This window comes from Neisseria sp. HMSC03D10 (genome assembly GCF_001807625.1).
GTDB classification, from domain to species: Bacteria; Pseudomonadota; Gammaproteobacteria; order Burkholderiales; family Neisseriaceae; genus Neisseria; species Neisseria mucosa.
The window spans coordinates 1-12,542 of sequence record NZ_KV789607.1; the positions used below are offsets into that span (position 1 = coordinate 1).

13 protein-coding genes are annotated in these 12,542 nt (G+C 52.9%); 4 read left to right on the top strand and 9 right to left on the bottom strand.

Annotated elements, in window-relative coordinates:
- Positions 1-43 precede the first annotated feature (43 nt).
- The 8 genes from HMPREF3066_RS10675 to HMPREF3066_RS10710 all read right to left on the bottom strand — a co-directional run bounded on the left by HMPREF3066_RS10675 (position 44) and on the right by HMPREF3066_RS10710 (position 9,732).
- On the bottom strand, positions 44-1,024 hold the full coding sequence (locus tag HMPREF3066_RS10675; RefSeq protein WP_070442856.1) for a PhoH family protein: 981 nt from the start codon (positions 1,022-1,024) through the stop codon (positions 44-46).
- Positions 1,025-1,092: 68 nt separating this feature from the next.
- Positions 1,093-2,766 (bottom strand): AMP-binding protein, encoded by a 1,674-nt coding sequence (locus HMPREF3066_RS10680; protein ID WP_070442859.1) that lies wholly within the window; start codon positions 2,764-2,766, stop codon positions 1,093-1,095.
- A 105-nt stretch (positions 2,767-2,871) separates the two neighbouring features.
- A complete protein-coding gene (gene mnmA, locus HMPREF3066_RS10685; protein WP_070442862.1) occupies positions 2,872-3,975 on the bottom strand; it encodes a tRNA 2-thiouridine(34) synthase MnmA in 1,104 nt (367 codons plus the stop codon).
- Between the two features lie 201 nt (positions 3,976-4,176).
- Positions 4,177-4,656 carry a copper chaperone PCu(A)C gene (locus HMPREF3066_RS10690; protein WP_060975065.1) on the bottom strand — a complete coding sequence of 160 codons (480 nt, stop codon included), beginning with the start codon at positions 4,654-4,656 and terminating at the stop codon, positions 4,177-4,179.
- Positions 4,657-4,849: 193 nt separating this feature from the next.
- On the bottom strand, positions 4,850-5,242 hold the full coding sequence (locus tag HMPREF3066_RS10695) for a diacylglycerol kinase (RefSeq protein WP_003744917.1): 393 nt from the start codon (positions 5,240-5,242) through the stop codon (positions 4,850-4,852).
- 281 nt (positions 5,243-5,523) lie between these two features.
- Positions 5,524-6,480, bottom strand: coding sequence for a glutathione synthase (gene gshB, locus HMPREF3066_RS10700; RefSeq protein ID WP_039862766.1), 957 nt, complete (start codon positions 6,478-6,480; stop codon positions 5,524-5,526).
- Positions 6,481-6,630: 150 nt separating this feature from the next.
- A complete protein-coding gene (gene recN, locus HMPREF3066_RS10705; RefSeq protein WP_070442865.1) occupies positions 6,631-8,292 on the bottom strand; it encodes a DNA repair protein RecN in 1,662 nt (553 codons plus the stop codon).
- 243 nt (positions 8,293-8,535) lie between these two features.
- A complete protein-coding gene (locus tag HMPREF3066_RS10710; protein WP_003764546.1) occupies positions 8,536-9,732 on the bottom strand; it encodes an acetate kinase in 1,197 nt (398 codons plus the stop codon).
- 59 nt (positions 9,733-9,791) lie between these two features.
- Between HMPREF3066_RS10710 and HMPREF3066_RS12980 the strand changes: the two genes are divergently transcribed.
- From HMPREF3066_RS12980 to HMPREF3066_RS10725, 4 genes are all read left to right on the top strand, one after another.
- Positions 9,792-10,004: a hypothetical protein gene (locus HMPREF3066_RS12980; protein ID WP_141743219.1), complete on the top strand. Its 213-nt coding sequence runs from the start codon at positions 9,792-9,794 to the stop codon at positions 10,002-10,004.
- A 248-nt stretch (positions 10,005-10,252) separates the two neighbouring features.
- Positions 10,253-10,558 (top strand): HLGFF motif protein, encoded by a 306-nt coding sequence (locus HMPREF3066_RS10715; RefSeq protein ID WP_049223426.1) that lies wholly within the window; start codon positions 10,253-10,255, stop codon positions 10,556-10,558.
- Complete coding sequence (gene ccoS, locus HMPREF3066_RS10720) at positions 10,558-10,755, top strand: cbb3-type cytochrome oxidase assembly protein CcoS (protein WP_003744897.1); 198 nt, start codon at positions 10,558-10,560, stop codon at positions 10,753-10,755. The genes HMPREF3066_RS10715 and ccoS overlap by 1 nt, the downstream gene beginning before the upstream one ends.
- Positions 10,752-12,074 (top strand): MFS transporter, encoded by a 1,323-nt coding sequence (locus HMPREF3066_RS10725; protein ID WP_039410704.1) that lies wholly within the window; start codon positions 10,752-10,754, stop codon positions 12,072-12,074. The genes ccoS and HMPREF3066_RS10725 overlap by 4 nt, the downstream gene beginning before the upstream one ends.
- Positions 12,075-12,144: 70 nt before the next feature.
- Here the strand turns inward: HMPREF3066_RS10725 and HMPREF3066_RS10730 are convergent, their stop codons facing one another.
- Positions 12,145-12,462 carry a DUF2322 family protein gene (locus tag HMPREF3066_RS10730; RefSeq protein ID WP_039856494.1) on the bottom strand — a complete coding sequence of 106 codons (318 nt, stop codon included), beginning with the start codon at positions 12,460-12,462 and terminating at the stop codon, positions 12,145-12,147.
- Positions 12,463-12,542 lie beyond the last annotated feature (80 nt).

Sequence of the window (12,542 nt, forward strand, 5' to 3'; positions counted from 1 at the left end):
GGGGCCAGTTCAGTTTTCAGACGACCTTTTTAAACCTCATCGTTTACCGTTCGGCGGCGCTGCTTCTTTCGGCTTGCTCTTCTGCCGCTTCATACGCTTCCACAATTTTCTGTACCAGCGGGTGACGGACGACGTCTTCGCTGGTGAAGGTGTGGAAATACAGCCCTTCCACATCGCGCAGTTTTTCGCGGGCGTCTTTCAGGCCGGATTTGATGTTGCGCGGGAGGTCGATTTGGCTGATGTCGCCGGTGATGACGGCTTTCGCGCCGAAGCCGATGCGGGTCAGGAACATTTTCATTTGTTCGGGCGTGGTGTTTTGCGCTTCGTCCAAAATCACATACGCGCCATTGAGCGTGCGGCCGCGCATGTAGGCTAGCGGGGCAATTTCGATCAGGCCTTTTTCCATCAGTTTGGTGACGCGGTCAAAGCCCATCAGGTCGTAGAGCGCGTCGTAGAGCGGGCGCAGGTAGGGGTCGACTTTTTGCGCCAAATCGCCGGGCAGGAAGCCGAGTTTTTCACCTGCTTCGACGGCGGGGCGGACGAGGACGATGCGTTCGATTTGGTGTTTTTCCATGGCATCGACGGCGGCAGCAACGGCGAGATAGGTTTTGCCCGTACCCGCGGGGCCCAACCCGAAGACGACGTCATGGTTTAACAAGGCTCGAATGTAGCCGTTTTGGCGCGGGGTGCGCCCGCCTATGCTGCCGCGTTTGGTGCGGAAATAATATTGTTGGTCGTGATGCTTTTCTTCGTGTTTGTTGTCAGCGGTTTTGGCTTCGACGGCGGCGAGGCGGATGGCGTTGTCGTCCAAATCGCCTTGTTCGGCGGCTTCGGCGAGCGCGAGCAGGGCGCGGCGGCCGGCGTGGGCGAGTTCGCCCATGAAGGTGAAGTGTTCGAAGCGGCGGCTGATTTGGATATCGAGGGCTTTGCCCAAGGCTTCGAGGTTGCCGTCAAGCGCGCCGCAGAGGCGTTGGAGGACGGTGTTGTCGATGTCTTCAAATTGAAGATGGACGGTATGGGTCATATCTTGTTTCCATGATGATTAAAGGTCGTCTGAAAGGTGCGGGATGCTTTTCAGACGACCTTTCGGTGTTATTTGTTTTGCGCTTGTTCGCGAAGCTCGCGGCGCAGGATTTTGCCGACGTTGGACTTGGGCAATTCGTCGCGGAACTCGATGTCTTTCGGCACTTTATAAGCGGTCAGCTCGGTACGGCAGAATTCGATGAGTTCTTCTTTGGTCAGGCTCGGGTCTTTTTTGACGACGAAGACTTTGAGTGCTTCGCCTGTTTTTTCGTTGGGCACGCCGATACAGGCGACTTCCATGACTTTATCGTTGTGTGAAACGACTTCTTCGATTTCGTTCGGATAAACGTTGAAACCGGAAACGACGATGAGGTCTTTTTTGCGGTCAACCAGTTTCAGCCAGCCTTTTTCGTCCATCACGGCGATGTCGCCGGTTTCCAAAAAGCCGCGCGCATCTATGGTTTTGGCGGTTTCTTCGGGACGGTTCCAGTAGCCTTTCATCACTTGCGGGCCGCGTACCCAAAGTTCGCCCGGATGTCCGATGCCGACTTCTTTACCGTCCGCATCGCGCAATTCGACTTCGGTGGAGGGAACGGGCAATCCGATGCCACCGCTGTATGCTTCGATATTGAGCGGGTTGCAGCACACGCCGGGGCTGGCTTCGGTCAGGCCGTAGGCTTCGACGATGGGCGTACCGGTAATTTTTTTCCATTTTTCGGCGACGGCTTTTTGAGTCGCCATGCCGCCGCCCAAAGTCAGGCGCAGATTGGAGAAATCGACGGCGGCGAAATCGGGTTGGTTGACCATGCCGTTAAACAAAGTGTTCACGCCGATGAAGACGCTGATGCGCTCTTTTTTGAGTTCGCCGATAAAGCCTTTCATATCGCGCGGGTTGGTAATCAGGATGATTTTGGAACCGGCATTGGTGAAAATCATCAGGTTCACCGTCAGGGCGAAGATGTGGTAAAGCGGCAGCGCGGCGATGACGGTTTCTTTGCCTTCGCGCAGTTGGTTTTTAATCCATTCTTTCGCCTGCAGCATATTGGCGCAGATGTTGCCGTGGCTGAGGACGGCGCCTTTTGCCACGCCGGTCGTGCCGCCCGTGTATTGCAACAGCGCGGTATCTTCGCGGGTCAGGGTAACGGGGCGGAAGGTATGCGCCGCACCTTCTTTCAGGGTCGTCTGAAAAGGGATAGCGCCGGAAATGCGGTATTCGGGCACCATTTTTTTGATTTTGCGCAGCACGAAATTCATCAGCGTGCCTTTGAAGAAACCGAACATTTCTCCGACAGAGGCGACGATGACGTGTTTGATTTGCGTGCGCGGCAGCACCAGCTCCAGCGTGTTGGCAAAATTTTCCAGAACGATGATGGTGGTCGCGCCGCTGTCTTTCAACTGATGTTCCAGCTCGCGCGGGGTGTAGAGCGGGTTGGTGTTCACCGCCACCAGACCCGCCTGCAGGATGCCGAAAAGTGCAATCGGGTATTGCAGCAGGTTGGGCAGCATAATCGCCACGCGCTCGCCGCGCGGCAGCTTCAGGACGTTTTGCAGATAGGAAGCGAAATTTTCCGCCAGCTTGCCGACTTCGGCGTAAGTGAGCGTTTTGCCCATGTTTTGAAACGCGGGTTGATGCGCGAATTTTTCAACGCTTTGACGGAATACGTCGCTGATAGAGCTGTATTGCGTGATGTCGATTTCGGCATTGACGCCTTGTTCGTAGCTGTTGAGCCAGAGTTTTTCCATATGAATAGTCTTGTTTCGTTGGTTTTATGGTTGTCTTGAGGTCGTCTGAAAAGGCGGGAGCAAACCTGCCGCAATAGTTTTCAGACGACCTTTTATCTTTTTTATTCAAGCGGTAATAATGACGGGCTTATCTGTGGACATGATAATGCCGCCGCCCAAGCAGACGTCGCCGTCATACAGCACGGCGGATTGACCGGGCGTTACCGCCCATTGCGGTTCGTCGAACACCAGCTCTACCGTATCATCATCGAGATAACGTAATTCGCAGGGCGCGTCCGCCATGCGGTAGCGGGTTTTGCAGGTGTAGCGCCCTTCTTTCGGGCGTTCGGGCAGCGTGAAACTCAAATCGTTCATGACGAGGCTGCGGGTGTAGAGCAGCGGATGGTCATGACCTTGTACGACGATGAGTTCGTTTTTCGTCAAATCCTTCGCGGCGACAAACCACGGCTCGCCCGCGCCGCCGATGCCCAATCCTTTGCGCTGTCCGAGCGTGTAGAACATCAGTCCGACGTGTTCGCCGACGGTTTTGCCTTCGGGCGTCACCATTTTGCCGTTGTTGGTCGGCAGGTATTTTTGCAGGAACTCGCGAAACGGACGTTCGCCGATGAAGCAGATGCCGGTACTGTCTTTTTTGGCGGCGGTCGGCAAATTGAATTCGGCGGCAAGGCGGCGGACTTCAGGTTTTTCCAAACCACCCAACGGAAAAATCGCGCGCTCGAGCTGGAAAGGCTTGAGACGGTAGAGGAAATAGCTTTGGTCTTTGTTTTGATCCAAACCTTTGAGCAGGTAATGAGTGCCGTTGCGGACTTCTTTGCGCGCATAGTGTCCGGTGGCAATGGTATCTGCGCCTTGCTCTATGGCGTAGTCCAAAAAGCATTTGAATTTGATTTCCGCGTTGCACAACACATCCGGATTCGGCGTGCGCCCCGCGCTGTATTCTTTGAGGAAATAGGCGAATACGTTGTCTTTGTATTGGGCGGCGAAATTGACGATATCGATGTCTATGCCGATGATGTCGGCGACGGCAATAGCATCGAAAGAGTCTTGTTTGATGCTGCAATATTCGTCATTGTCGTCGTCCTCCCAGTTTTGCATAAACACACCGCGCACTTGATAACCCTGCTGTTTGAGCAAGGCGGCGGTTACGGAGGAATCGACACCGCCGGAGAGCCCGACGATGATGTTTGAAGGTTGTTGAGTAATGTCCATGAAGGGGATATGGGTAGGAAACAGCAGTTTTTAAAGGCGGATTTTAGCACATTTTGATGAAGGGATAAGGAAGGCCCTAAAAGAGGAATGGCGTTCTGATGAATTTCATATTGCAAGTAATGATTGAATTTGCCCAACCCAAATAACAAAAAGGTCGTCTGAAAATGTTCAGACGACCTTTTGAGTTCAAACGATGAACGATTAGTGTTGATGCGCGCCACCGTGGTCATGACCATGGCTGTGATCCATACCGGATTGCGGCGCAGTTTTCACTTCCAGTTGTACGGTTTGAGGTTTGGCATTTTTGAATTTCAGGGTAACCGGTACTTTTTCGCCTTCTTTCAGCGGTTTTTTCAGACCCATGAACATAACGTGGTAGCTGCCCGGTTTCAGCTCGGTTACGCCTTTTGCCTCCAGCGGAACACCACCTTTGACTTCGCGCATACGCATCACGCCGTTGTCGTTGACATGGGTATGTACTTCAACGCGGTCGGCTACCGGGCTGCTGCCGCCGACCAAGAAGTCTTGTTTGGCTTCATCGTTGTGGATCTTCATGAACGCGCCGCCCATTTTCATGCCTTCGACGGTGGCACGCGCCCAACCGTCTTCAACGTGAACACCGGCTGCGGAAGCGGTGGATACCAAACCTGCTGCGATCAGGGTTGCCAATAATTTTTTCATGTATTGCTCCTTTATGATGAAATGGGTGGTTTTGTTGCGGCAAAAGCTTTCCGCGCGACATTGCATGTCGGTAATACTGTTCCCATCCTACATGCAATGGTCGTCTGAATGCTTTGACTCAGATTAAACAAAATGATTCAAATTAATTCATGAGAATTAATACTTAGTAAGTATAAATCATCTCAAAGTAAATTTAAACATACCCGTGCCATAATGCGATCGCCCACACGATACCCAGCATCGTCAAAGCGAGCAATTGCGCGGCGGAGCCGGCATCTTTGGCGCGTTTTGCCAACTCGTGTTTTTCAGTGGAAGTGTGGTCGACGGCGGCTTCGACGGCGGTGTTGAACAATTCGGTGATCAGCGAAACAAACGACGCAATAATCAGCAGCATTTTGGTCGCGGAGTCGAAATTGAGGATGAAGGTCAAGACAATCAAAATCAGGTTCAGCCATAATACTTGGCGGAACGCGCTTTCATAGCGGTAGGCGGCGGCAAGCCCGTCTTTGGAATAGCCGAATGCGTTGATGATGCGTTTGATGCCGCTTTTGCCTTTTTTATCGGCAGCGTAAGAAGATGGTTTCATAAGTAATGTTTGTATCAATATTTATATTTGTATAGTGGATTAGCTTTAAACCAGTACGGCGTTGCCTCGCCTTAGCCCAAAGAGAACGATTCTCTAAGGTGCTGAAGCACCAAGTGAATCGGTTCCGTACTATCTGTACTGTCTTCGGCTTCGTCGCCTTGTCCTGATTTAAATTTATCACTATAAAAAGGGGTCGTCTGAAAACGAGCGCAGCGAGTTTCGCTAAAACGAGCGAAGCGGGTTTTGCTAAAACAGATTCGATTTCAGACGACCTTTCGGGATTATTGTTTGGACCAAGCTTCGACAGCGTCGGCAAACATCGCGGCGACGTCGAAGTTTTTTTGTTTCATGATTTCTTGGAAACCGGTCGGGCTGGTAACGTTGACTTCGGTCAGGTTGCTGCCGATGACGTCCAAACCTGCCAACAAGATGCCGCGGCGTTTGAGTTCGGGGGCGAGGGTTTCGGCGATTTCTCGGTCGCGTTCGCTCAATTCCTGCGCCACGCCGCGTCCGCCTGCCGCAAGGTTGCCGCGCGTTTCGCCGTTTTGCGGAATACGCGCCAAAGCATAGGGGACGACTTCGCCGCCGATAATCAGGATGCGTTTATCGCCGTGGATGATTTCGGGGATGTAGCGTTGCGCCATGATGGTGCGGGAATCAAGCTGCATCAGGGTTTCGAGGATGCTGCCGATGTTGGGGTCTTTTTCGGTCAGGCGGAAAATGCCCATGCCGCCCATGCCGTCCAGCGGTTTGATGATGATGTCGCCGTGTTCTTTCAAAAATGCGCGGACATCGGCGGAACGGGTCGTAACCAGCGTAGGCGCAGTGAACTGGCTGAAATTCAAAATCGCCAGTTTTTCATTAAAGTCGCGCATCGCCTGCCCGCTGTTAAAGACCTTCGCGCCCTGCTGTTCCGCCAGCGTCAGGAATTGGGTGGCGTAGAGGTATTGCATATCGAACGGCGGGTCGGTGCGCATAATGACGGCATCGAAGTCTTTCAAGGTCGTCTGAACTTTGTCTGCCGCTTTAAACCATTCATGATCATCGTCGCTTTTTGCACCGAGAAACTCAAACGGTGCAGCCTGAGCCGTCACCAATCCTTGCTGTACGGACAATTCGCCGCTCAAGGTATGGAAAAGCTGCCAGCCGCGTTTTGCCATCTCGCGCATCATGGCGTAGGTGGTGTCTTTGTAGGTTTTGAAACTTGCCATCGGATCGGCAATAAACAGGACTTTCATGGAAATTTCCTTATAAACGAACGACGTAATCATACCTTGTATTGAGGTCGTCTGAAAGGGCGCGGGCGGTTTGGCAAAAAGGTCGTCTGAAAAGCAGTTTGTGAATGGTTACACAAACTTCCTTTTCAGACGACCTCTCCGATTCTGCGTTTAAGCGGCGGCAAGGCTGATTAACTCTGCCGCATGGCTGCGGGTCGTGTCGGTAATGATTTCGCCGCCAAGCATACGGGCGATTTCTTCGATACGCTGCTGATGGTCCAACACGCTGATTTCGCTGACAGTTTGTTCGCCTTCGCTGTGTTTGCGCACCTGCCAATGGTTTTCACCGCAGGAAGCGACTTGCGGCAGGTGGGTCACGGCGAGCACCTGATGTTTTTTACCCAAAGCACGCAGGGCTTTGCCGACCATTTCTGCCACGCCGCCGCCGATACCGGTATCGACTTCGTCAAAAATCAGCGTAGGGACTTGCGTGTATTGGCTGGCGACCACCTGCAAGGCAAGGCTGATACGGGCAAGTTCGCCGCCGGACGCGACTTTGTTCAGCGGACGGGACGGATTGCCTTTGTTGGCGGCAACTTGGAACTGTACCTGCTCCAAACCGTGCGCTGTGGGGGAAGACGGCAGCAGGACGATGTCGAAACGCGCGCCTTTCATGGCGAGATGCTGCATATGTCCGGTCGTTTCCTCGCCCAACCTGCCCGCCGCCTGATGGCGCATGGCGGAAAGAACATGGGCGGCTTCCTGATATTCGACAAGGTTGCGGGCAACAGTTTGCGCCAACGCTTCCAAATCGGCAGCGGCTTGCAGGCTTTGCAGGCGCTCGTCGATTTCAGCCAGCTTTTGCGGCAGGGCTTCAGGCTCGATGCGGTATTTCCGCGCCATTCCCATCAGCTCGCCCATGCGCTGCTCCTGCGCCGCCAATTCATTGGGATCGATGTCGCTTCGGCCTGCGACGTCGCGCATATTGGCACTGATTTCGCCCAATTCGGCTTCAATGCTCGCCAGCATATTCAGGCTTTCGGCAAAGTGCGGCTCGATGTTTTGCAGATTGGTCAATAATTTTTGGCATTGATAAATTTGACGTTGGATGCCGTTGTCGCCATCGATGTAGTCGCCGACTTCTTCGGCAGTCTGCAACAGCTCGGCAGAATGGGCAAGGCTGTCGTGGCTTTGGCTGAGGGCTTCCCATTCGCCTTGTTTGACGTCCAACTGGTTCAATTCGTTGAACTGCCATTCCAAACGCTCATGCTCGATAATGATGGTCTCGGCGTGTTCCTGCGCCTCTTGGAGGGCTTTTTTAGCATTGACCCAGTTTTGATAAAGCTGTCTGACGGTTTCCGCCTGTGCTTTGCTGCCCGCAAATGCGTCCAACAATTCGCGCTGGGCAGATTCTTGATTGAGGGAATGGTGGGCGTTTTGCCCGTGGATGTCGATAAGCTGCCCGCCGACGGCTTTAAGCTGCGCCAACGTGGCTGCCTGATTATTGATAAAGCTGCGGCTTTTTCCTTTGGCGTCGATGATGCGGCGGATGCTGAGTTCTTCCGCGTCTTCGTCTAAAAAACCCTGCTCCTGCAATTGGGCTTTGAGATCGGGCAAAAGGCTGATGTCAAACAATGCCGACAATTGCGCTTCCTTCGCGCCGCTGCGGACTTGGCTGTAATCGGCCTTATCGCCCAACAAAAGCCCTATTGCGTCCAGCGTAATCGATTTGCCCGCGCCCGTTTCTCCGGTCAAGACGGTAAAACCGCTTTGGAAATCCAGATTGAGGTTTTCAACAATGACAAAATCGCGCAGGGAAAGTGCCAACAGCATGGTAGTATTCCTTAGTAAATCGACCGCACATCGGCGGCATAACTTTAGATATGCTGATTATAACTAAGATTTTTTATAGTTTGAATAAGATTTTCTATATTTATTCAAATTTTTCTTATTGAATTTTATACATTTGATTTTTATTATTTTATTTACAACACCTTCCAAATAGATCGTCTGAAAACAGTCGGCAACAAAAAACCTGCCAAAAACGGCAGGTTTTTTATCGGATGACTCGCTGTATTACAGGCCGCTCAGACGGGCGGTATCGTGTGCAATCATCAATTCTTCGTTGGTCGGGATAACAACGGCGACGGCTGCGCTGTCGGCAGTCGTAATCACGCCTGCGTTACCGAAACGGGCTTTCAGGTTGGCTTCGTGGTCGGCTTTCAGACCGAGGAAGCCCAAGTAGCCGAGTACGCGCTCGCGGATGATGTCGGAGTTTTCGCCGATACCGCCGGTGAAGACGAGTACGTCCAGACCGCCGGCTGCCACAGCCATGCTACCGATGTATTTGGCGAGGCGGTAGATGAAGACGTCCAGGGCGAGTTTCGCGCCGGGATGGCCTTTGCCGGATTCTTCTTCGATGGTACGGCAGTCGTTGGACAGGCCGGACAAGCCGAGCAGGCCGGATTTTTTGTTCAACATGTCGGTGATTTGAGTGATGGTCATGTTGGCGTTTTCAGCGAGGAAGCCGAAGACTGCGGGATCGATGTCGCCGCTGCGCGTACCCATCACGAGGCCTTCCAGCGGGGTCAGTCCCATGCTGGTATCGCGTGATTCTCCGTTGGCGACGGCGGTAATGGACGCGCCGTTACCCAAGTGTGCAATCACCATGCGCAGGTCTTTTTTATCTTTGCCGAGGAAACGGGCGGTTTCATCAGAAACGTAGCGGTAGCTGGTACCGTGTGCGCCGTAGCGGCGCAAGCCGTATTTTTCATACAGTTCATGCGGAATCGCGTATGTGTAGGCGTGTTCCGGCATGGTTTGGTGGAAAGCGGTGTCGAACACGACAACGTTGGGCAGGCCTTTGAAAATGCTTTGTGCGGCACGCAGGCCCAAGAGGTGCGCGGGGTTGTGCAGCGGGGCGAGCGGGATACATTTTTCGATGCCGGCGATGACTTCGTCGTCAACAAGGATGGATTCGCTGTACAGTTCGCCGCCGCTGACGACGCGGTGGCCGATGGCGCCGATGCGGCTGTCGAGGCCGTGGGCTTTGAGTTCTTCCATCAGGGCTTCAACTGCGCCGGTGTGGTCGGGTTTGGCAGACAGGTCGACTTTGTGTTTTTCGCCGTTTACTTTGAACGTGATGTAAGCGTCGGGCAGGTTGAGTTTTTCGGCAAGGCAGCTGAGCAGGACTTCGCCGCTGTCGTTATCCAGTACGGCGCCTTTGAGGGATGAGCTGCCGCAGTTCAAAACTAAGATGAGTTTTTGGGTCATTTGTTGTGGCTCCTGGATGTTTCAGACGACCTGTGCGGGCAGTATCGGCAATCTGTTCTTTGTCGTGGATATACCGCCAAACATCTCCCGCAGGCATAGTGGATGCGTTGAGGTTCGAGCCGGGCGTCTGCGCGGCAGGCCGTATCGGTTGGTGGCGTAAAATCTATGAAAGAAAAATGACCGCTACATTCGGAAGGGGCAACTTTATGAATATTGCTTTCCGTGTGGTTTCTGCCGCCGCCGGTTGGACGGGGTCGTCTGAAATCGGTTGATGAATGTAAACCGCGCTATTCTAGCAAAAAACGGGGGCGGCTGCTTGGCTTAATGTTTGACTTGGAGCAGGCGGAAAGCGATAAAGGAAGATATTGATGTTTAAAGGGAAACGGTTGGTTTTCAGACGACCTGTCGAACGCGGGGGCGTAAAGCCCTTTGCAGGGGCGTGTCAAACTGTTACATTTAGAAAGTTTTTGTATTCACTATGTCGTCTAAAAACAGCGGCAGCCTTTTAAGATTCTTTGATATGCACTATTTCAGTATCCATACGCAACAAGGCGCCCATGTGGGCTTTTTCATCATGCTGCCGGATGATGAATCCGAAACGCAGCCGCAGAGCGGGCGTTTCGCCGTCAAGCTGCAAAGTGAAGAAGGCGCGGCGGCGGAGGTTTTGGCGCCTTTCGGGCAAACCGAGATTCCGCAATATTGGCGTGTCGTGAAAGACCGTATCGAACTGTTTTTTGACGACGCCCCCGTCGGCTCGCTGCGCAACGAATATCTGACTGTATCGGGACAGACTTTTGTCTTAACCGATTTGACCGGAGCGATGTGATGGAAAGTATGTTTATCTTAGTGCCCATCAGCATTATTTTGGCGTTTGCCATCGGCTATTTTTTCTGGTGGTCGGGGAAAAACGGACAGTTTGACGACCTCGAAGGACCGGCACACCGCATCCTGATGGACGACGATTCCACCGACAAGCTGCTTGAAAACGAAATAGAAAAAGAAGAACAAGAATCCGAAAAATGAGCCTCAAAAAAGACAATCTGAATTTCCCAACCAGCCGCCGTTTCGCCCCATTATTCGGTACGCAGTTTCTGGGCGCGTTCAACGACAATATGTTCAAAACCGCGCTGTTTGTGATGATCAGCTTCTACGGTTTGGGCAAAAACAACTTTCTGCCCGCCAGCCAAATGCTGAACTTGGGCGCGCTGCTGTTTATCCTGCCGTATTTCCTGTTTTCCGCGCTGTCGGGACAATTGAGCACCAAATTCGACAAAGCCGTCTTGGCACGATGGATCAAAGTATTGGAAATCGTCATTATGGCGGTGGCGGCGTTCGGCTTCTATATCCAGTCCGCCCCGCTGCTCTTGATCTGCCTGTTTTGCATGGGCGCGCAATCGACGTTGTTCGGCCCGCTGAAATACGCCATCCTGCCCGATTATCTCAACGACAAAGAGCTGATTATGGGCAACAGCCTGATCGAATCGGGAACGTTCATCGCCATTTTGTTCGGTCAGATTTTAGGCACGTCCGTCGCAGGCTTGCCGCCCTCCGTCGTCGGCATCTTAGTCTTGCTCGTCGCCATCGGCGGCACGTTGACCAGCTTCTTCATGCCTAACGTCCCCGCCAAAGCCCCCAACACGAAAATCGAATGGAACATCGTCAAAGGCACGCACGCGCTCCTACGCGAAACCGCGCAATATGATTCCGTCTTCACATCCATCATCGGCATTTCATGGTTTTGGTTTATCGGCTCGGTGTACACCACCCAACTGCCGACTTTCACGCAAATCCATTTGGGCGGCAACGACAACGTCTTCAACCTCATGCTCGCCCTATTCTCCATCGGCATCGCCGCCGGCTCGGTGTTGTGCGCCAAACTCAGCCACGAACGCCTGCTCTTGGGCTTGGTAACCGTCGGCACGACCGGTTTGACCGTATTCGGCTTGATTTTGGTATGGCTGACCCAAGGGCAACGCTTTACCGAACTCAACGGCATCACCTGGTTCCTGTCGCAAGGCATGGCGTATCCCGTCATGCTCGTCATGACGCTGATCGGCTTCTTCGGCGGCTTCTTCTCCGTCCCGCTCTATACTTGGCTGCAAACCGCCAGCAGCGAATCCTTCCGCGCCCACGCCGTCGCCGCCAACAACATTATCAATGGCGTGTTCATGGTATCGGCTGCCATTTTAAGCGCGGTACTCTTGATGCTGTTCGACAGCATTTCCCTGCTTTACCTGATCGTCGCCATCGGCAATATCCCCTTGATTGTTTACCTGATACAGCGCGAACCCCGTTTCTTAAACGATATGGGCAAGATATTTCACAATATCGGCAAACGGTAAGCCTAAGCTTAAAAAAGGTCGTCTGAAAACGGGAATCCCATTTTCAGACGACCTTTTACTTATCTAGTGCTTATGCCTCAACCGGCTTTAAAACCAAGCTGCAGTTTCCGTTTTTCACTTGTAACAGCAAATCAATATTGGGATGCTTGCCCGGATTGGCTTGCGCATCGGCAACGTGTTCGGCAAACCAATCCAAACCCTGTGCAGCGGCGGCGGCATCGAGTTTGCCGCCGAAATTCAATGCCAAAGCGTTGTAGAGTTTCAGCGAGCCTTGCTTGCCGGGCGCGTTGGGGATGTGATGGACGGCTTTGCCTTGTGCGTCGAGGATGTCGAGTCCGCTCAAATGACCGATGTCGGGCATAGCGGCGAGGTTGTCTTGGAAGCTCATGGGTGTCCTTTCTAACATGGGATTTTCAACGAAAAAATACCTTGTATCGTGGATTAACTTTAAACCAGTACGGCGTTGCC